Here is a 19,459-nt window from a genome sequence, read left to right on the forward strand (position 1 = left end):
CCATCAATGCTCACCGCCCCTCCCTGCCATCGGCAGAGAAGGGCGGCGTTCTTCAGCCCGCGCTATTTTCGCGGAATATAGAGCACCTGCCCTATCTGGATGTCCCGCGACTTGAGCTTGTTGATCTCCACCAGTCGCGCCTGGCTCACCCCGTGTTTCTCGGCGAGCCGGGAGAGACTCTGGCCACGGGTGACCACGTGGCGGATCATGTTGGACTTGTCGTTGCTCTGCACGCTGGCTACCGGCGCACTCGGCTCCTGGGCTGCGACCTTGTAAGGTTTGATCACACCGGCACCGGAGGCGCTGCCGACGCTGCCGACGCTGCTGACCGGGGCGCCGCCCTCACCGACGCGATAGGGCTCGCTCGCCGGCATCCGGTTGGTCACGACCTGCTGCGTTGGCTGGGCAGCCGGCTTGCTGACGGCGACCGGCTTGCTGGCAGGCGCCTGACGCGGCGGGGCGGCAACCTGGCCCTTGCCGGTGAGCATGGGCCCCTTGGTCGGATGGCTGCGGTAATAGTTGCGGATCCCCTCGAAGATGGCCCGGGCCAGCTGATCCTGATAGCTGGCGGTGGCCAGCAGCTTCTCCTCGGCGTGGTTCGAGATAAAGCCCGTCTCCACCAGTACCGAGGGGATGTCCGGCGCCTTCAGCACCGCCAGGCTCGCATGTTCCGGCGCCTTCTTGTGCAATCTGGCCACCCGGCCGAGCGAGCGCAGGATCTGGCGGCTGACGTCATAGCCTTCGGCCCTGGACTTGTCCATGGAGAGATCCAGGAAGGTCTGCGCCAGATAGGGGTTGGGATCAGACTCGGCCAATACCTTGCCAACGCCCCCCAGCAGCTCACCCTGCTTCTCCTGCTTCTCGAGCCAGCTACCCATCTCGCGGTTGGCGCGGTTGGTCGACAGCACCCAGACGGAGGCGCCGCGAGGAGTCGAGTTGTGGAAGCTGTCGGCATGCACCGACACCAGCAGGTCTGCCTTGGCCTTGCGGGCAATCTCGGAGCGTTTGTTGAGATCGACGAAGTAGTCGCCACGGCGGGTCAGCACGGCGCGCATGCCGGGCTCCCGGTCGATGAGGGCCGCCAGCTTCTGGGAGACCGCCAGGGTCACCCGCTTCTCGTAGGTGCGGCGCGGGCCGATGGAGCCCGGGTCTTCCCCGCCGTGACCAGGATCGATGGCGATGACGATGGCCTTGCCGTGTCCCCCGACGGGAGCGGGCTGCGCCGCAGCGCTCCCCTTCTCTTCATAGGGAAGATCGATCACCAGACGGTGGCCATAGGGTCCTGCCGGCGCCAGCGGGAAAACCACCGGCTTGATGGCAGAGCCGAGATCCAGCACCAGTCGCAGGCCCCCCTTCTCCAGCGGCGTGCTCTCGCGGATCTTGCGCACCAGCTCGCTCTTGTTCTCGATGCTGGCCAGGTTGGTGGCGTTGCTCGCCCCTTTCAGGTCGATGACCAGACGGTTCGGACCGGTCAGGGTGAAGTAGTTGAAATTGGGGGCGCTGCTCATGTCGAGCACCACCCGGGTGTTGTCCGGTGATGGCCACACCCGCACACTCTTGAGCTGATTGGCCCAGGTGGGCAATGCCATCAGGGAGAGAACAAAAACAAGGATCACGCGCACTGAGATGACAACCGTTCCAGAATGGCTTCGCCGATAGCAGTGCGGGCATCAATCTGCACCTCGCGCTGCTCGTTTGCATAACTCAGGGTGATCTCGAGATCCGGGGCTGGCAGCCAGCCGTCGCCCTTCTCTGGCCACTCCACCAGACAGAGGGTATCGGCGGCGAAATAGTCGCGAATGCCCATGAACTCCAGCTCTTCCGGGTCCGCCAGTCGATAGAGATCGAAGTGATAGACCTGCCACTGGGCAAGCTCATAGGGCTCCACCAGGGTATAGGTCGGACTCTTGACCTTGCCCTCATGACCCAGTCCCTGCACCCAGCCTCGGGTCAGGGTGGTTTTGCCGGCCCCGAGGGCACCGTGCAGAAATACCGTGGTGGCCTGCTGGCACGCCTTTGCCAGACGGCCACCCAGCGCCACTGTTGCTGCCTCGTCCGGCAGTGTCATCATCAAGGTTTTTGCCATGTTCTTCTTGTTACTTGTTACTGTGTCGGATTGACCAGACGACGGATCCAGGGCAGCAGATCCGATGCCAGCATGCCCCTCTCACCCTCGGCAGCGGCCAGATCGGCGGCCTCTGCGTGGATCACGGCCCCGAGTCGGGTGGCCATGCCCGCAGACCAGCCCTGAGCCAGAAGGGCGGCGATTATACCAGACAAGAGGTCACCCATGCCGCCACTGGCCATGCCGGGGTTACCCTCGTCGCACAGGGAAATGCGCCTGCAGTCGCAGATGAGCGACCCCGCCCCCTTGAGCAACACCACACCACCGTAGCGCTGTTGCAGTCGCGAGACGGCCGCAAACCTGTCCCCCTCGATCTCGGCGATGGAGCAACCCAGCAGGCGAGCCGCCTCCCCGGGGTGGGGCGTGAGCACCCAATTATCCTGATGACGGGGGGCCTGCGCCAGCCAATTCAATCCATCGGCGTCCAATACCAGTGGCACGGCGGCTCCGATGCCCTGTTCGAACCGGGCCCGGCCCCACTCATCCTGACCGAGCCCGGGGCCCAGTACCTGCACCGATGCCCACCCTTCATCCATGTCCGCCGGGCATCCCATCAGCTCGGGTTGAACCAGGCTGGCCGCCGGGCAATCCGGGTGCTGGCGCAGGCGTACCAATCCCGCCCCCGCCCGCAGACAGGCCTGACCCGCCAGCAGGATCGCTCCCTGCATGCCGAGGTTCCCCCCCGTCAGCAGTACCTTGCCGCTGTGTCCCTTGTGAGCCGAGCGCCTGCGCGGGGTCAGCAACCCCTTGAGGCTGGGATAATCGATCCGCTCGGCAGCGGGAACCCGTTCCTCCCCCGGCGTCACTCCCAGGGGATCCCGGTCGAGGTGGCCGACTCCGTCCACCCCGTCGGCGGTGAGCATGCCCTGCTTGATGCCGATGAAAGTGAGGGTGCGGGTGGCACGCACCAGTGCGCCCATGGCGCGGCCGGTGTCGGCATGGAGACCGGAGGGGAGATCCACCGCCAGCACGGGCGCGTTCAAGCCATTGATTGTTGCGACGATCTTTGTCATTGACGAGGAGAGGGGAAGCTGGACGCCGGTACCGAGCAGTGCGTCTATGACCAGATCCGGCGGCGGCAGCGTGGCGGGCAGCAGATCCTCGGCCATGGTCACGCTCCCCCCCGATGCGAGCCACTCTTCGGCAGCCCGCCTGGCATCTCCCCTCAGCAGGCCGGGAGCCCGGGCGGCAATCACCAAAGGCTCGAGGCCGATGCGCCGGGCAAGGCGGGCCAGCACGTAGCCATCCCCACCGTTGTTGCCAGGGCCGACGAAGATCCACCACTGACGGCTGTCGGGCCAGTGGTGACAGGCATAGTTGCACAGCGCAGTCCCGGCCCGCTCCATCAGCACATAGAGGGGAAGCCCCTCCTGCTCGGCCCAGCGCAGTTCCATGCTGCGGATCTGCTCGGCCCGCCACAGGGGTTGTGCTAGACTCTCCCACTCATTTTTGCGGATAGCGTCCCCGAACACCTCTACCATGACGGCCCCCACGTTTCATCATCCCATGACCCGGCAACTGGCACGCCATATTGCCGCCCTGCGCCTGCCACACTCCTGCAGGCAGAGGGGGGATGCTGCATGACGGCTGCCGAACTTGCGCAACTGGCCCACGATATCAAGCTCTGGGCAAGGGAGCTAGGATTTGACCAGGTCGGCATCGCCGACACCGATCTCACCCTGGAAGAGCCGAGGTTGCAGGCCTGGCTGGATGCCGGTTATCACGGCACCATGGACTACATGGCGCGCCACGGCATGATGAGGGCCCGCCCCCACGAGCTGTTGCCGGGCACCTTGCGGGTCATCTCGGTGCGGATGAACTACCTCCCGTTCGAGGCGGGCTTTGCCGCCACCCTGCGCGATCCCACCCTCGGCTACATCAGCCGCTATGCCCTCGGCCGCGACTACCACAAGGTGCTGCGCAACCGGCTCAAACAGTTGGGGGAGCGCATCGAGCTGCGGTGCGAAACCCTGTTGCAGGCAGCGGGACAAACCCTGGGCGAGTGGCGCCCCTTCGTCGACTCGGCCCCTATTCTGGAACGGCCGCTGGCGGCCAAGGCCGGCCTTGGCTGGGTGGGAAAGCACTCACTGCTGATCAACGAGTCCGCCGGCTCCTTCTTCTTTCTGGGAGAATTGCTCATCGCCCTGTCGCTGCCCGTGGATGTCCCGGTGGAGAAGGAGCTGTGTGGCAAGTGCGTGGCCTGCATCAACATCTGCCCCACCGGTGCCATCATCGCCCCCTATGTGGTGGACGGACGGCGCTGCATCTCCTATCTCACCATCGAGAATGACGGCCCCATTCCCGAGGAGTTCAGGCCGCTCATGGGCAATCGCATCTATGGCTGCGACGACTGCCAGCTCATCTGCCCCTGGAACCGCTATGCCGATGCCAGCCCCGAACCCGATTTCAGCCCCCGCCCCGACCTGCATCGCCCTCCCCTGCTAGTGCTGTGGCGCTGGAGCGAGGCCGAATTTCTCAAGCACACGGAAGGCAGCCCCATCCGCCGCATCGGCTATCAGCGCTGGCGCCGCAACCTGGCAGTGGCCCTTGGCAACGGGCCGGCCAGCAACGAGGTCCTGGCCGCCCTGCAACAGGCGCTGCCTGAGGCGGCGCCCATGGTGGCCGAGCATATCGAGTGGGCGCTGGCGACCCTGGCCAGGCGTCAGCAGGAAGAGAATAAAAAGACGCGATTGCTGATCCGCTGCATCGAAAAAGGTCTGCCGGATCACGCATAAGTGATCTGGCCCTTGCCGGATCGCAGCCATTTTTTCATGCTCTGCCGACCATTGAACATCGGCACAATAAAAGGAAGATTCTGATGCAGATGCTGGGAGTAGATATTGGGGGGTCCGGGATCAAGGGCTGCCTGGTCGACACCGAAACCGGGGAGCTGATTGGCGAACGCCACCGCATCGCCACACCGCAACCGGCAACCCCGGCCGCCGTGGCACACACCCTCAAGGCGCTGGTCGAGCACTTCCAATGGAAGGGGCCCGTGGGGTGCGGTTTTCCCGCCACCATCCACAACGGCATCGCCAAGAATGCCTCCAACATCGACAAGAGCTGGATTGAGACCGATGCCGCCCACCTGTTTGCCGATGTGACCGGCCTGCCCTGCCATGTCCTGAACGACGCCGATGCGGCCGGTCTGGCGGAGATGCGCTTTGGCACCGGGCAGGATCGCCAGGGGGTCATCATTCTCATCACCGTCGGCACCGGCATCGGTACCGCCGTCTTCGTCAATGGCCAGTTGCTGCCCAATACCGAGCTGGGCCACCTGATGCTGGAAGGCATGGTGGCTGAACACTATTGCTCCGATGCGGTGCGCAAGCGCGAGGATCTTTCCTGGGGCCGCTGGGGCAAACGTTTCAACAAATACCTGGCTCGCCTGGAGTTTCTGTTCTCCCCCGACCTCTTCATCCTGGGGGGCGGCAGCGCCGCCAAGCTCGACAAGTTCATCGACAAGATTGAGACCCGGGCTCCCCTGGTGGCGGCCGCGAACCTCAACCAGGCCGGCATCATAGGCGCCGCCCTCTATGGCGCGGCCCGGCAAGGGGGCTGACCGCCAGCAACATCAGAAGACCCGGCCCGTGCCGGGTCTCTCTCATCCGGGCTCAGAGATCGTCGAGGCGATGAGCACCGTGTACCAGACGGGTCAGGCGGGATTGGGCCATGGAGGCCAGGGCTTTCAGCAGCGCCGCCGTGTCGGGCGTGGGGCACTCCCGGGCCAGACGTTCCAGCTCGCCGATGAGCCTCTCCTCCTGGCGTGACACCAGGGCCACTATCTCCGCGGGCTGGGTTGTGGCGGGCAGCGCCAGACGATCCCCCTCGGCCAGCAGATCCTCGCCAAATCCCTGATCCAGCCAGGTCTCCTTCACCGCGCTTCCCATCTGCTCGCGATAATCGTGCAGATGAGCCGCCGCGGCATCCTCCCGCCCTTGCAGATAGGCCAGCAACATCCTGCTGCGCTCAGCATCCACCCGGAGGATCTGGCGCCCGTAAATGTGCCCTTGCCGATGATGAAGCTCCTCGAGATAGAGCATCAGGTCCTTGATCTGTTGGAATCGCATCTCGCCTCCCTCCTGGCATCTACCTGCAGCCAGTATAGGGAGCTGGCATGTCGACACGGCCACGAACTGGTCATTTATTGTTCTGCATCAAGGAGATGGAAAAGAAAACAGAAAAAGAGACGGCAGGAGGAAGGGGAAACCGGCAGCGATGCAGCCCGGACGACCGGGCACCTTGTCCGAAGGGGAGACATCAAATCGACGACATAAAAGATATTTACCAGCTTATATTCGGACTAGAGTCATCAAATCGGAATCTAATATTGATACTGGTGGTGATACCTCCACACCATAGTCAAATGGCGGGAATCCTTATCCATTTTTTAGACGTCTAGACGTAAAAACATGCGTTGACACAGCCATCCGGACATCTTAGCATCATCCTCCATGATGACAGAGCTACCCAGTGAAACCTCTGCCCAATTTACCCGCCTGTAGCGCCCTGTGCTTTAAGGCTGTTAGCACGGAAGAATCCATGATTAAGTTGATCGGTCTCAACAAAGTCTACGGTAAAGGCAGTGATGCCGTGCACGCCCTGCGTGACGTGAGCCTGCATGTGCCCCAAGGCAAGATCTTCGGGGTGATCGGTGCCTCCGGTGCCGGCAAGAGTACCCTCATCCGCTGCGTCAACCTGCTGGAGCGCCCCACCGAGGGGCAGGTCATCGTCGATGGCCAGGACCTGGTCGCCCTCAGCGAGCGGGATCTGACTCAGGCTCGTCGCCAGATCGGCATGATCTTCCAGCACTTCAACCTGCTGGCCTCTCGCACCGTCTCTGCCAACATCGCCTTCCCGCTGGAGCTGGCGGGCTGGAGCAAGGACAAGATCCAGAGCCGGGTCAGCGAACTGCTGGCCCTGGTCGGGCTGGAAGCCCGTGCCCACGCCTATCCGTCCGAGCTCTCCGGCGGGCAGAAGCAGCGCGTCGCCATCGCCCGCGCCCTGGCACCGGCTCCCAAGGTCCTGCTGTGTGACGAGGCCACCTCGGCCCTCGACCCGCAGACCACCCGCTCGATCCTGACCCTGCTCAAGGAGATCAACGTCAAGCTGGGGCTCACCATACTGCTCATCACCCACGAAATGGACGTGGTGAAGGGGATCTGCGACGAAGTGGCCATCATCAGCGACGGCCGTCTCATCGAGCAGGGGGAAGTGGCCTGGTTCTTCAGCAATGCCAAGACCCAGCTGGCCCGGGATTTCATCCACTCCACCATCCACCTGGAAGTGCCTCAGGAGTATCAGGATCGGATGAGTAGCGACCGGGTGCCCGGCAGCTATCCCCTGGTGAAGCTCGGCTTTACCGGGACCACGGTGGATTCGCCGCTGATTTCCGAGGCGAGCCGCCGTTTCAACATCGACATCAGCATCCTGAGCGCAGACATCGAATACGCCGGTGGCGTCAAGTTCGGCTTCCTGCTGGCGGAACTGTTCGGGGACGAGGCCCAGTGCGAGGCCACCCAGCAGTTCCTCATCGACAACCACATTCAGCTGGAGGTAATGGGTTATGTCCGAAGCAATGATTAATCTGCTGATTTCGGCTCTGGGCGACACCCTCATCATGGTGTTTGCCTCCGCCCTGTTCGGCTGCCTGCTCGGCCTGCCGCTCGGCGTGGCGCTGCACGTGACCAAGGCGGGCCAGATCCTGGCCAATCCGCTGCTCAACAAGGTCCTGGGCGTCATCGTCAACGTCGGTCGCTCGGTGCCCTTCATCATTCTGCTGGTCGCCATCATTCCGTTGACCCGCTTCATCGTCGGCACCAGCATCGGCACCATCGCCGCCATCGTGCCGCTGACCGTGGGCTGCATTCCCTTCATCGCCCGCCTGGTGGAAGGGGCTCTGATGGAGGTGCCTGACGGCCTGCTGGAAGCGGCCAAGGCCATGGGGGCCAAGCCCCTGCAAATCATCGCCAAGGTGCTGCTGCCCGAGGCCCTGCCGGGGATCCTCAACAGCGTCATCATCACCCTCGTCACCCTGGTGAACTACTCCGCCATGGCAGGTGCCATCGGAGGCGGTGGTCTCGGTGATGTGGGTATTCGCTACGGCTACCAGCGTTTCGATCCCACCGTCATGCTGGTCACCGTGGTCATTCTGGTGGTGCTGGTTCAACTCATCCAGAGCGCGGGTGAGCGCCTGGTCAAACAATGTGATCATCGTTAATCGTCGATTTCTGACAGGAGGTTTTTATGAAATTGGGCATCAAATCCGCAGCAGCTGCGCTGCTGGCAACCCTGGTACTGGTCGGCTGCGGCCAGAAGGAAGAGAACAAGACCCTGAAGGTGGGCGCCATCGCCGGTCCCGAGACCGAGCTGGTTGAGACCGCGGCCAAGGTGGCCAAGGAAAAATACGGCCTGACCGTCGAAGTGGTCACCTTCTCCGACTACGTCACCCCGAACGTGGCCCTGAACGACGGCAGCGTCGACGTCAACGCCTTCCAGCACAAGCCCTACCTGGATGCCCAGATCCGTGATCGCGGCTTCAAGCTGGTGCCGGTCGGCAACACCTTCGTCTACCCGATCGCCGGTTACTCCAAGAAGGTCAAGGCCCTGTCCGAGCTGAAAGACGGTGCCCAGATCGCGGTGCCGAACGATCCGACCAACCTGGGTCGTTCCCTGATCCTGCTGGAGAAGCAGGGCCTGCTGAAGCTGAAAGAGGGTGCCGGTCTGGAAGCGACCGTACTGGACATCGCCAGCAACCCGCGCAACTTCAAGATCGTCGAGCTGGAAGCCGCACAACTGCCGCGCTCCCTGGAAGACGTGGATCTGGCCATCATCAACAACACCTTCGCCGGTCAGATTGGTCTGACCCCGACCGAGAACGGCCTGTTTGTCGAAGACAAGGAGTCCCCCTACGTCAACCTGATCGTTGCTCGCGAGAACAACAAGGACGACGAGAAGGTCAAGGAGTTCGTCCAGTCCTTCCAGACCGACGAGGTCTTCAAGAAGGGGACCGAGCTGTTCAAGGGCGGTCTGGTGAAAGGTTGGTAATCACTCACTCTGGAAAAAAGGCCACGTCAAGCGTGGCCTTTTTTTTTACCCCCGTTATGATAGCCAGAAGCACGGCAACACGAAAAACAGAACAACAATGAAAAAATGGTATCTGGCCTACTGCAAACCCAAGGAAGAGGCCCGCGCCCGCGCCCATCTGGCAGCCCAGGGCGTTGAATCCTATTACCCCATGGTCGAGATTGAAAAACTGCGGCGAGGCAAGCGCGTGCCCCAGCGCGAGCCCATGTTCCCCAACTATCTCTTCATCTACGTGGATCTGGAAGAGGTCACCCCGGTCACCCTGAAATCGACCCGGGGCATCAGTCGCATCATCCACTTCGGCAAGGAGTGGACCCCCGTCAGCAGCCAGCTGATCTACCGGCTCATGAGCCGGGACGACAGCGACGAGGCGCGCGCCAGCTATGCCCGTCTGCCGACCCAGGGAGACAAGGTACTTATCGAATCCGGCCCCCTCGCCGGGTTTGAAGCCATCTATCTGGAGCCGGATGGCGAAAAGCGGGCCATCCTGCTGGTCAACCTGCTCAACCAGGAGACCTGCAGCAGCTTCGAAAACCAGGCCTTCCGCCGCCTGGAGTGACCCGTCCTGCCGGCAGAAAGAGACACAGGGCAGTACACAAGACACCATCCCCCAGCTTCCGAACGGTCAGGACCGCACCTGCGGCGTGCATCCTTCCACCACCAGGTTTTCGGGCCGAAAAAAACGGGGCAGACCCAGAGGTCTGCCCCGTTTTTCTCTCCCTTGCGTCAGGCATCCAGTTCGAAGCGGCTGATGGCCGATGTCAGTCTCCCCGTCTCCCGGGTCAGGCGGGCGGCGATCTGCTCCCCCTGCTGGCCATGCTCGCTGGACTGATGGCTGAGCCCGGCAATCTCCTCCACCGTGCCCGCCACCTCCTGCGCCGCCCTTGACTGCTGCTCGGTGGCGGTGGCGATGGCGGCAAGCTGGCCGCTGAGATCCTGCACCAGCGTCGCCATCGACTCCAGGGTCTCGGTCACCGAGGCCACGGCGCCGCGCCCCTGCTCCACCAGCAGGGTGCCGCTGCCCACGGTATCCGCGGTCTCCCGGGTCTGCTGCTGGATGCTGGCAATGGTCTGGTTGATCTCCATGGTCGATGCGCTGGTGCGGCTGGCCAACTGCCTCACTTCATCGGCCACCACGGCAAATCCCCGTCCCTGCTCACCGGCCCGCGCCGCCTCGATGGCCGCATTGAGTGCCAGCAGATTGGTCTGCTCGGCGATGGTGGCGATCACTTCGGTGACCCTCCCCACTTGCTCGCTCTGGCTGCTGAGCTGCGTCATCGCCTGGTTTGCCTGGGCAATCATGGCACCAATCTGCGCCATGGTGGTCCCCATGCGGGCAAGGGCCTGCTCCCCCTCCCTTGCCTGTTGCTCGGTCTGGCGAGCCGCTCCCGCCGCGTCCGCAATGTTGCCCGCCACATCCCGGGTACTGACCGACATCTGCTCGATGGCGGCTGCCACCGCATCGAGCCGCTGATTCTGGCTTGCCAGATCATCCACGATGGCATTGGTGGTCTGGCCCACCTCGCGGCCAGCCCCTTCCACCTGACCGACCGCCCCCTGGATCTCCCCCACCAGCTCGCGCAACTGTGCCGACATCCGATTGATGGAGCCCGTGAGCCCTCCCAGCTCATCCTGACGAAGCACGGGCAAGGGGGTGACGGGGAGGCGGCCATCGGCCACCAGGCCCGCCCGTTTCACCAGGCTGGCGATGTCCCGGGTCAGGCGTCGGCTGAACAGCAGGGCCACCAGGGTGCCCAGCAGGATGACGCTGGTGGTGGCCAGCAGCAGGGTGCGGTGAATGGTCTGACTGGCGGCCGCCATCTCCCCCGCCATCTTGTCCACCTCGGCACGGGTATGGGTCACCTGGGTCGCCAGCTGATCCGCCAGCCGGGTCAGGGCGGGCTCTATCTCGGTGGCCATCAGGTGGTTGGCCCTGTCCCAGTCCGGGGCCTGGCGCTTCTCGATCACCTGGCCGACCAGCTCGGCAAAGGGGGCTGACATCTCTTCAAAGAGCGTCCAGAGCCCCTTTTGTGCCTCGGTGAAGTTGGCCTCTTGCTGCTTCAGCTCGGCCACCCGCTGCTGGTGGAACTGGTAGTAGTCCCGGTACTTGTCCAGGTACTCCTTCTCCCCCGAGATGAGGAAATCCCGCAGGGCAGAGAGCGCATTGCCCAGGCTGTTGTAGGCATCCCCCACCTGCTTGAGCAGCAGGCGCCTGTCACCGGGCAACGTCGCCTGGGGCGTTGCCACCTCTTCATTGGCAAAAGACTGCAACTGATCGAGGGCCGACTCCGCCAGAGGGCCGGCCTCCAGCAGCATCAGGGTGTGGGCGGGCAGGTTCTCTTCGGTGTGAGCCAGGGCCCACACCTGTGACTGTGCCCCCTTGAAATCCTTGAGTGCCCGGGTCAGGTCGGGGGTGAAACGCTGGCGCTCGATGGCGTGCCAGGCCTCTTCCCACTCCTGCTTGATGCGATCACCCTGTGCCGGATCCTTGCCGAGGATGAGATAGGCCCGCAGGGATGAAACGGTGGCAATCAGGGCTTTCTGGCTCGCCTCGTCCCGCTGCAGGGCGGGCAGGGCCTGGGCCAGCAAGGCATCTTGCGAGCCTTCGATCCGGCCGAGCTGATGATAGACAAGGGCGGAGGAGAGAATGATGAGCAGGTTGATAAAACAGAAGCTCAACAACAACTTGCTTGATATTTTCATGGCCATCCTTGGAATTCGTCGGGCATCCTGCCCGGGATTAGCGTCTGATGAGCGCGGGCAAACGAGCCTGCCAACCCTGATGCCATCCCATCAGCTCCTCGCGGGGCATGGGACGGGCGGAGAAGAAGCCCTGGCATTGATCGCACCCCAGCTTCGCCAGCAATTGCCAGGTCGCCTCATCTTCGACCCCCTCGGCCACCGATTTCAAGCCCAACTTGCGAGCCAGCTCGATGCTGGACTCGATGATGGCTAGGCGAGAGGGATCTTCATAGCAGCGATCCACGAAGGATCTGTCCAGTTTCAACTCGGTAAAGGGGAGCAGGGCGAGCTGCTGCATGGAGGAGTAGCCGGTCCCGAAATCATCGATGGAGAGACCAAAACCGTGCATCCGCAAGCGGGTCAGCACCTCCAGCGACTTGCCGAGATCCTTGACGAAGGCGCTCTCGGTCACTTCGAGGGTGATGAGCTCGGGGTTGATGCTCCAGCGCTGGCAGTGGCTGAGCAGGGTGTTGCACAGATCCCCCTCGATGAGGGAGGTGGTGGAGAGGTTCATCGACAGGTTCAGGGAGAGCCCGGTCTTCTCCCACAGGTGGCCGTCCCGCAGCGCCTTGCCGATGATCACCTCGGTGAGCGGGTCGATGAGCCCGTTGTGCTCCGCCAGCGGGATGAAACGGGCCGGCGAGATAAGGCCATATTCGGGGTGCTGCCAGCGGGCAAGCGCCTCCATGCCGAGCCACTCCCCGTTGTGAAAACCCACCTTGGGTTGATACCAGGGCAGTAACTGGTCCTGATCCAGCGCCCGGCGCAGATCATCCAGGGTCAGGTGATAACCATCCTCTTCCTGGCTGCGCACCTGCTGGGGCCGCCAGGCACCGATGAGCTGCGCGATCTGCTGGGGAGACGCGGGTTTCTCGATGCGCCCCAGCACCTGCAGGCCATAGGCCCGGCTCATGCGCAGCACGGCATCGACCACGTCATCCTCCAGGGCGCTGCACAGCACAATGCCGCCGCGGAACCCGCCAAGGGAGAGGCGGCGCAGCAGCGCCATGCCATCCATGCCGGGCATGCGCAGATCGCAGAACAGGATGTCGACCCTGTGGTGCTGGCACTGTGCCAGCGCCTCCTCCCCGTCCTGCGCCTCCAGCAGGTTGCCGTAGCCCAGTCCGCGGATCTGGTGCATCAGGGCCTTGCGCTGGAAGTTGTGATCCTCCACCACCATGATCGCCAACTCATGCCGTGCGCTATTCATCGAGCCATAACCCCGTTTCACCTCTGATAGAGTCCATCAATGCCTGTACCGCCCTGGCCAGGTCATCGAGCTTGTCCAGTTGTTTCAATCTGGCCGCCGCCTCCAGCCGGGCCGCCTCCTCTGCCAATGCCTGCTGTCCTACCATGCGCGCGGCCCCCTTGATGCGATGTGCCGTCTCCACCAGCGCCTGGGTATCCTGGCTGGCCAGCGCCAGCCTCATGTCCTCGCCATCCTGCTCGTTGGCTTCCAGGTATTCGCTGGCCATGCTGCGAGCCACCGCCTCATCCCCGAACAGGGTCAACCAGCTTATGCCAGGTAGCTGAACCCTGGCTTGCCGGGGCGCCTCCGAGGCGAGCTGTTCTTCCTGAGTCGGCAACCAGCGTCCCAGGGTCTGGCTCAGGGCATCCAGGCTGTAGGGCTTGAACAGCATGTCGTTCATGCCGGCATCACGCATCTGTTGGCTCGCCTCCTCAGAGGTATCGGCCGTCACCCCGATAATGGGAGCACTGTCCCCGGCATCCCGCAAGGCTCGCGTGAGGGCATAGCCATCCATCACCGGCATGTGGCAGTCGGTCAGCAGCAGGGCGAAGTCCTGTCCCTGCCAGGCGCGCAGCGCCTCCTCGCCATCTTCCACTACCTCGGATTCGAGCCCCAGGATAGCGAGCTGCCTCGTCAGCAATGCCCGGTTGACGGGGTGATCATCGGCCACCAGCACCCGCCCCCTGAGCTTCTCCCCCTCCATCCCCTTCGACTGGCTCGCCTGCTGGTTGAACAGTGACTGGCAGGTTTCCAGCAACAGATCGGGGTAGAGAGGCGATTGTCCCAGTCGCCACCAGGCGTCGCCCCCCATGCGCCCCCGCAGGGCCTCATGGGGAGAGAGTACTATGCCCTTGAGGTTCGAACGCTGCAAACAGGCCAGCCAGTCACTGCCAAGGGCCTGTTCCAGGTGATTCTCCTGCGCCAGCAGATGCCCCTCGAGGGGCTGCTGCCAATGGTGTGCCTCCATGCGAACCAGTCTGGCGCCCAGCCTGGCCATCACCGATTCCAGCCCCTCATCCTCCCCAAACCACCACCATACCTGACCGGTCAGGGGCGGCGCTTCCCACTGGCACTCGGCCAGGGGCAGCGTGAAGGTCACGCAGGTGCCCATTCCGGGGGTACTTTCCAGGGTCAGGCTCCCCCCCATTTTCTGGGTGAGTTGATGACAGATGGCCAGCCCGAGCCCGGTGCCGCCAAACCGGCGATTGGTGTCGGACTCCACCTGCTTGAACGGGATGAAGAGGGTGCGCTGTTGCTCCAGGGCGATGCCTATCCCGGTATCCCGGACCCGGAAGGCCAGCCGGTCGTCTTCATAATCCACCTGGATGGCGATCGCCCCTGCCTCGGTGAACTTCACCGCGTTGTTCAACAGATTGGAGATCACCTGCCCCACCCTTATCCCGTCGATGCAGGCCAGATCCGGCACCGTCTTCCCCCACCGCAGCGTCACGTTGAGCCCCTTGCCATAGGCCAGGGCCGCATGTCCCCGGATGACATCGCAAATCACCGAGGTCAAGCGGCAGTGATGGGGGTGCAGTTGCAACTGCCCGGCTTCCATCTTGGAGAAGTCCAGGATGTCGTTCACCAGATAGAGCAGATGGTTGGTGGAGGTCGAGATATTGCGCAACATGTAGCGCTGATCGTCGTCCAGCGCGCTCATTTGCAGCAGCTCCAGCATGCCGTGCATGCCGGAGATGGGAGTGCGAAGCTCATGACTCATGGTGGCGAGGAAGCGGCTGCGCGCCTGGGTCGCCTCCTCCGCCACCCGCCTGGCCTGGCGCAGCTCCAGCTCCTGGCGCTTGAGCTTGGTGATGTCCTGCACCACGCCGTTCAATATGACCCCTTCAAGCCCCTCCTGGTGAACGAAATGACCACGGATCTGCAAATAGCCCGCCTCCCCCTGACGCCGGATCTCCACCTCGAGATCCAGCGGCTGCATGCTCAGGGCATGACGATCCACCGTGGCCACGAAGTCCTCGTGCGCCTTGCCTGTCAGCCCCAGGATGGAGGCACCGGTGACAGCCATGCCGACCAGGTCCTCTTCCACCCCCACCATCTCCCTGACCCCTTGCGAGGTGTAGAGGAAGTGCCCCTTGCCCGGCCCAAGCCAGTGATACTGATAGACCAGACCCGGCATGCTGTCGGTGATCTGGGTCAGCCGGGTCTGCGCCTCCTGGGCCGCAAACCGCGCCTGCTCCAGCTCGGTCACGTCGGTCAGCACTGTCAGGATCCCGAGCCGCTTGTCATCGGGCCCCGCAAAGAGCCGCTTGGTGTAGATCATCTGGTGCAGGCGATCGTCATCAAACCGGATCTCGCCCCGGCCATGAAGCTCCTCTCCGCTCTCCCAGACGCTGGCATCCTCCTCCATCACCCTGGCACGGATCGACTCGGGCAATCGATTCTGGAGCAACCGCTCATAGGAGCCTGTCAGATTCTCCCCGCCGAGAAACATCTGCCGGTACGCCCGGTTCGTCATTGCCACTTCATAGCGCTCGTTGGTCAGCACCACCTGGTTGGGCAGGGCATCCAGCATCATCTGGACAAACATCAACTGCTCCTCGAGCCGCCGCTCGGCCTCCCGCCGCTGGCTGATCTGGCGGCGCAACGTCCGGTTCCAGCCCATGAACAGCAAGAGGCAGAGCAGGAAGATGCCGCCGCCAAGGGAGGACCAGAGCAGCACCGTCTTCGGATCCAGTCCCGTCTGTATGGTCAGGGAGAGCCACTTTTTCTCCAGGGCGGAGAGCTCGTCGGGGGGAATGGCGATCAGCACCTTGGTGAGGATCTGCTGCAGCATGGGATCCTGCAACTGGGTCGCCATGGCGATGGGTACCCGCAGGTCGCTGCCGGAGAAGACCACCTGGTAGCGGTCGCTGAATCCCTTTTGCAGCGACTGCTCCAGGGTGGTGGTGCTCATCAGCACATAGTCGACCTTCTGCTGGTCCAGCAGGGGCAGCAATTCGGCATCGCTGGCCACCGGCACGGCGATGGCCCCCACCTTGTTCAGCAAGACCTGCTCCACCGAGCCCCCTACCATGCCCACCCTGTGCCCTTTCAGTGCCCTGGCGGCGGTGAGCTCGGCCATCCCCTGCCTCGCCACGACCACCCGGTTGATCGACGCGTAGTTGGGGGTAAACCGGGCAAACTGCTGACGCTCCGCGGTGGGAGTCATGGCCGGGATGAGATCCAGCTTGCGATCCTGGAAGAGCGCCATGCTCTGGGCCCAGCTCCGGGTCGGCACCAGGGTGAACTGGAGCCCGGCACGCTGGCTCATCAGTGTCAGCAGATCGGCAATGAGCCCCTTGAGCCGCCCCCTGTCGTCCACCTCGCTCATCCCGGGCCAATCCGGGGCAACCCCGTAGCGGATGACCGGATGTGCTTGCAACCACGCCTGCTCCTGCGGATTGAAGACGATCTCCCTGCTCCTTTTCACCAGGGCATAGTCGAGGATATCCCCCGCCTCCAGAATGGCGCGACGCTCGAGGGGAGAGATATCCTCGAGGGCCCGCTCCAGCAATCCCTGCAAGACATTATTCCTGGGCGCCACGGCCATGGCGAGGGAGGTATCTCTCATCCAGTCGATCCTGGCCAGCGCCATGCCCGCCATGGCTTGCAGCCTGTTCAGCATGGGCAACTCGGCCAGGTAGGCATCCGCCTTGCCCTCCTTGAGCATGAAGATCGCCTCGTCCCGGCTGTCGGCCGTGATCAGGTTCGAGATCCCCAGGCGCAGCAGCTCATCGCAGGCGCTGACACCGAAGACGCAGACCCAGCGCACCCCATAGGCCTCCTCCAGGGAGAGGCTCTCCCGCCCCCCCGTCAGCAGCACGGCGCGGGGCAGTGCCATCAGCTCGGAGGTAAATTGCATCTGCAGGGTGCGGGTCGGGCTCGGTGCCACCCCGATCAACATGTCGACCTTGCCATCCAGCAAGGCCTGCTGGACCGCCGCATTGTTGGCATAGGCACGGTAGCGAAGGCTCACCCCCAGCCTGGCTGCAATCTGGGAGGCGAACTCATCCAGGGGGCCGGTGAAGTTGCCGCGCCCATCGGTATAGACATAGGGTGGCCAAGCCGCCGAAGGCATGCCGACGACCAGTTCATCATGGGTGGCAAGCCAGTGCAGTTCGTCCAGGGTGAAGTTGCTCTGGTCCAGTTGCGCCGGCGCAGCCGCAACCATCAGGCTCCAGAAAGCCAGACCACATAGCAGGATGAGACGACAGCAGCGGCGGAACATTATCAACTCCCATACGAAACGGAGGGGGATCATAGAGTGTTTGGCGCAATGTGCGACAACTAAATTGAGACAATGCTCATCAGGAAAGAAAAATGGCAGGCCCAGGCCTGCCATCCACCAGATCGGGGGCCATGCCCCCTCCCATCAGGTTATTCGATTCCCGAGCCGGAAACCGGTTTGAAACTCCCGCTCACGGATGTGGGCGATCTGCACATTTTGCCCTTCCAGCCCGATGTCTTTGAGCAGGGCAGGCGAAAGGTGCAGGTAGCTGACGCGACGCTCCAGCCGGGTGATCCTTTTTTGAACCAGGGTCTCTACGTGGCGCAGCAGGGCGAGTTCGATAGACATAATATTCTCCAGTTGAACGTGCGGTTCCCCCGGAGAGAGGTGATCACCCTGCGGGACAACCGCGGGTGATGAAAAAAGCAGGTGTTACCTGTCCCCTCCACGCGGCAAATAAAGAGCACGAGTCTTCGCGCTGCCAGAGCAGCGATCGAACGCAACGTTGAACATGGAATGTTGCATGGTCGTCTCCTTACCGTGTGAAAGTTGAACAGGTTGCCGCAGTGTAAAAAAACACCGAATTTTACGCAATATCTCTCCCACCCATATGGGTGGAATACGGCCAAGAAGAGGTTCAGTCAAATCCCTGACAACAGCCGGAACTCCTCCAGCGCATAGGTATCCGTCATGCCGCTCACATAATCGAGCAGCAGCCGCACCCGGTAGTACCACTCCTGCTCGCTCTCCTTTTCGAAACGGGGATCCCGGCTCGCCACCGCCAGCCGGTACGCCTTGAGGTGGCGGGCAGAGAGGCGGTGGAACAGCCGCCGGGCAAAGAAGAGCTCGCTCCCGCCGTTGCCTGCGAGCAGCCGCTCGAACTGGCTGGCGGGCAGGGCCAGCAGGCAGGCGTAGGTGGAGAGCACCCCGCGCAGGGCGGCATAGCCTTCCAGCTCCAGCGCCTCCACCTCCGGGCGCATGAACACCAGCTCGCGAGCCACCCGCTTGAGGGTATCGAGTACCCGGGCTGCCGGAGCCTGACCGTGCAGCAGCGCCTGGGGATAGGCCCCGCTCAGGATCTGATCGTGCTCGGCCACATAGGTATGGGCGGCCAGCGCCACCAGATCCCGGGTCAGATGCTGGCGAAAATGGGGGAAGAACCCCCGACCGGAGGCAAGCGCCTCATCGAGCAGGTCGGCCATGTAACCGCCCTCGTCCGCCTCGCGCAGAGCTGCCAGCAGCTCGATCTGGGTGAGGATGCGCCTGTCCACCGCATCCTCGAGATCGGCGATGCAGTAAGAGATGTCGTCCGCCGCCTCCATGATGTAGACCAGCGGATGACGGCACCCCTCGGCCAGCCCCAGGCTCTGGCCGAGGGCACGATAGAGGGGTTGTTCGCTGAAGAAGATGCCGCGCTTGCTGGTCCAGCCGTGGTGCTGACCATAGCCCTGGGGATGGTGCAGGCCCGGCAGGGGCTGCTGCGGGTATTTGCACAGCGCCGCCAGCTGCCCCAGGGTGAGGTTCAGCTCATGGAGGCTGTGCACCAGTCGCAGGCTCTGGGCATTGCCGTCAAACACCAGCAGATCCTGGCGAAGGGTTGCCCACTGGGGGCTCGGCAACTGGTCGTGGGCACGGGCGAAGAGGCCGTCCAGCTCCTGGGCAAGCCACTGACTCATCACCTGCTCGCCGAAATGGCCAAACGGCGGGTTGCCGACATCGTGCAACAGGCAGGACATCTCCACCAGATTGATGAAGGCCCCCTCGCACACCACTCCGGCCGGCAGCGCCGCCAGGATGCGGCGACTGATCTGGCGACCGGTCTCCTGCACCTCCAGCGAATGGGTGAGACGGCTGCGCACCGAGGCTTTCACATCGAGCGGGAAGACCTGGGTCTTCTGCTGCAACCGACGCACCGGCGCCGCCTGCACGATGCGGGTGCGGTCCTGCTCCGTCGCCTCCAGCAGGTCTTCGTCTCCCCAGGGGTGAATGCGCTCGGGGGGGATCAAACGGTCATACATGTCGTGGCTCC

General features: G+C 63.3%; 15 protein-coding genes. 6 read left to right on the forward strand and 9 right to left on the reverse strand.

Annotated elements, in window-relative coordinates; all coding sequences use genetic code 11:
• Positions 1-62 precede the first annotated feature (62 nt).
• From ACB037_RS15160 to ACB037_RS15170, 3 genes are read right to left on the reverse strand one after another with little or no spacing between them, the layout of a single operon-like run.
• Complete coding sequence (locus tag ACB037_RS15160) at positions 63-1,589, reverse strand: N-acetylmuramoyl-L-alanine amidase (RefSeq protein ID WP_319861850.1); 1,527 nt, start codon at positions 1,587-1,589, stop codon at positions 63-65.
• Positions 1,590-1,612: 23 nt separating this feature from the next.
• Entirely contained in the window at positions 1,613-2,086 is a 474-nt protein-coding gene (gene tsaE, locus ACB037_RS15165) for a tRNA (adenosine(37)-N6)-threonylcarbamoyltransferase complex ATPase subunit type 1 TsaE (protein WP_029313846.1), read from the reverse strand.
• A 17-nt stretch (positions 2,087-2,103) separates the two neighbouring features.
• Positions 2,104-3,606 (reverse strand): NAD(P)H-hydrate dehydratase, encoded by a 1,503-nt coding sequence (locus ACB037_RS15170; protein WP_319861851.1) that lies wholly within the window; start codon positions 3,604-3,606, stop codon positions 2,104-2,106.
• Positions 3,607-3,705: 99 nt separating this feature from the next.
• On the opposite strand from ACB037_RS15170, the gene queG reads away from it, so the two are divergent.
• Positions 3,706-4,860, forward strand: coding sequence for a tRNA epoxyqueuosine(34) reductase QueG (queG, locus tag ACB037_RS15175; protein WP_371175523.1), 1,155 nt, complete (start codon positions 3,706-3,708; stop codon positions 4,858-4,860).
• A gap of 83 nt (positions 4,861-4,943) precedes the next feature.
• The gene (gene ppgK, locus ACB037_RS15180) at positions 4,944-5,687 is read left to right on the forward strand and encodes a polyphosphate--glucose phosphotransferase (RefSeq protein WP_010673187.1); all 744 of its coding nucleotides are present in this window, start codon (positions 4,944-4,946) and stop codon (positions 5,685-5,687) included.
• A 52-nt stretch (positions 5,688-5,739) separates the two neighbouring features.
• On the opposite strand, the gene ACB037_RS15185 is transcribed toward ppgK, so the two are convergent.
• Positions 5,740-6,195, reverse strand: coding sequence for a hypothetical protein (locus tag ACB037_RS15185; protein WP_371175524.1), 456 nt, complete (start codon positions 6,193-6,195; stop codon positions 5,740-5,742).
• A 472-nt stretch (positions 6,196-6,667) separates the two neighbouring features.
• On the opposite strand from ACB037_RS15185, the gene metN reads away from it, so the two are divergent.
• The 4 genes from metN to rfaH all read left to right on the forward strand — a co-directional run bounded on the left by metN (position 6,668) and on the right by rfaH (position 9,770).
• Positions 6,668-7,711: a methionine ABC transporter ATP-binding protein MetN gene (metN, locus tag ACB037_RS15190; RefSeq protein WP_039040957.1), complete on the forward strand. Its 1,044-nt coding sequence runs from the start codon at positions 6,668-6,670 to the stop codon at positions 7,709-7,711.
• Positions 7,692-8,345 carry a methionine ABC transporter permease gene (locus ACB037_RS15195; RefSeq protein WP_029313844.1) on the forward strand — a complete coding sequence of 218 codons (654 nt, stop codon included), beginning with the start codon at positions 7,692-7,694 and terminating at the stop codon, positions 8,343-8,345. The genes metN and ACB037_RS15195 overlap by 20 nt, the downstream gene beginning before the upstream one ends.
• Before the next feature lie 26 nt (positions 8,346-8,371).
• Positions 8,372-9,172 (forward strand): methionine ABC transporter substrate-binding lipoprotein MetQ, encoded by an 801-nt coding sequence (gene metQ / locus ACB037_RS15200; RefSeq protein WP_010673183.1) that lies wholly within the window; start codon positions 8,372-8,374, stop codon positions 9,170-9,172.
• Between the two features lie 97 nt (positions 9,173-9,269).
• Positions 9,270-9,770, forward strand: coding sequence for a transcription/translation regulatory transformer protein RfaH (gene rfaH / locus ACB037_RS15205; protein ID WP_010673182.1), 501 nt, complete (start codon positions 9,270-9,272; stop codon positions 9,768-9,770).
• 167 nt (positions 9,771-9,937) lie between these two features.
• Here rfaH and ACB037_RS15210 read toward each other — a convergent pair whose 3' ends face one another.
• From ACB037_RS15210 to dgt, 5 genes are all read right to left on the reverse strand, one after another.
• Positions 9,938-11,914, reverse strand: coding sequence for a methyl-accepting chemotaxis protein (locus ACB037_RS15210; protein ID WP_043152548.1), 1,977 nt, complete (start codon positions 11,912-11,914; stop codon positions 9,938-9,940).
• Between the two features lie 37 nt (positions 11,915-11,951).
• A complete protein-coding gene (locus tag ACB037_RS15215) occupies positions 11,952-13,163 on the reverse strand; it encodes an EAL domain-containing protein (protein WP_371175525.1) in 1,212 nt (403 codons plus the stop codon).
• A complete protein-coding gene (locus ACB037_RS15220; protein ID WP_371175526.1) occupies positions 13,156-17,430 on the reverse strand; it encodes a transporter substrate-binding domain-containing protein in 4,275 nt (1,424 codons plus the stop codon). The genes ACB037_RS15215 and ACB037_RS15220 overlap by 8 nt, the downstream gene beginning before the upstream one ends.
• A 144-nt stretch (positions 17,431-17,574) precedes the next feature.
• Positions 17,575-17,778: a hypothetical protein gene (locus ACB037_RS15225; RefSeq protein ID WP_080768051.1), complete on the reverse strand. Its 204-nt coding sequence runs from the start codon at positions 17,776-17,778 to the stop codon at positions 17,575-17,577.
• Positions 17,779-18,071: 293 nt separating this feature from the next.
• Positions 18,072-19,448, reverse strand: coding sequence for a dGTPase (dgt, locus tag ACB037_RS15230; protein ID WP_069651844.1), 1,377 nt, complete (start codon positions 19,446-19,448; stop codon positions 18,072-18,074).
• Between the last annotated feature and the right edge of the window lie 11 nt (positions 19,449-19,459).

Source organism: Aeromonas sp. S19(2024) (assembly GCF_041402625.1).
Classification (GTDB): domain Bacteria; phylum Pseudomonadota; class Gammaproteobacteria; order Enterobacterales; family Aeromonadaceae; genus Aeromonas; species Aeromonas caviae.

What these genes read in the sequence shown, in the direction of transcription:
- queG (WP_371175523.1), top strand. Translation starts at nt 3,706, where the DNA reads ATGACGGCTGCCGAACTTGCGCAACTGGCCCACGATATCAAGCTCTGG.
- ACB037_RS15160 (WP_319861850.1), bottom strand. Translation starts at nt 1,589, where the DNA reads ATGGCATTGCCCACCTGGGCCAATCAGCTCAAGAGTGTGCGGGTGTGG.
- ACB037_RS15215 (WP_371175525.1), bottom strand. Translation starts at nt 13,163, where the DNA reads ATGAATAGCGCACGGCATGAGTTGGCGATCATGGTGGTGGAGGATCAC.
- ACB037_RS15170 (WP_319861851.1), bottom strand. Translation starts at nt 3,606, where the DNA reads ATGGTAGAGGTGTTCGGGGACGCTATCCGCAAAAATGAGTGGGAGAGT.
- metQ (WP_010673183.1), top strand. Translation starts at nt 8,372, where the DNA reads ATGAAATTGGGCATCAAATCCGCAGCAGCTGCGCTGCTGGCAACCCTG.
- rfaH (WP_010673182.1), top strand. Translation starts at nt 9,270, where the DNA reads ATGAAAAAATGGTATCTGGCCTACTGCAAACCCAAGGAAGAGGCCCGC.
- ACB037_RS15225 (WP_080768051.1), bottom strand. Translation starts at nt 17,778, where the DNA reads ATGTCTATCGAACTCGCCCTGCTGCGCCACGTAGAGACCCTGGTTCAA.
- ACB037_RS15185 (WP_371175524.1), bottom strand. Translation starts at nt 6,195, where the DNA reads ATGCGATTCCAACAGATCAAGGACCTGATGCTCTATCTCGAGGAGCTT.
- metN (WP_039040957.1), top strand. Translation starts at nt 6,668, where the DNA reads ATGATTAAGTTGATCGGTCTCAACAAAGTCTACGGTAAAGGCAGTGAT.
- ACB037_RS15220 (WP_371175526.1), bottom strand. Translation starts at nt 17,430, where the DNA reads ATGTTCCGCCGCTGCTGTCGTCTCATCCTGCTATGTGGTCTGGCTTTC.
- dgt (WP_069651844.1), bottom strand. Translation starts at nt 19,448, where the DNA reads ATGTATGACCGTTTGATCCCCCCCGAGCGCATTCACCCCTGGGGAGAC.
- tsaE (WP_029313846.1), bottom strand. Translation starts at nt 2,086, where the DNA reads ATGGCAAAAACCTTGATGATGACACTGCCGGACGAGGCAGCAACAGTG.
- ppgK (WP_010673187.1), top strand. Translation starts at nt 4,944, where the DNA reads ATGCAGATGCTGGGAGTAGATATTGGGGGGTCCGGGATCAAGGGCTGC.
- ACB037_RS15210 (WP_043152548.1), bottom strand. Translation starts at nt 11,914, where the DNA reads ATGAAAATATCAAGCAAGTTGTTGTTGAGCTTCTGTTTTATCAACCTG.
- ACB037_RS15195 (WP_029313844.1), top strand. Translation starts at nt 7,692, where the DNA reads ATGTCCGAAGCAATGATTAATCTGCTGATTTCGGCTCTGGGCGACACC.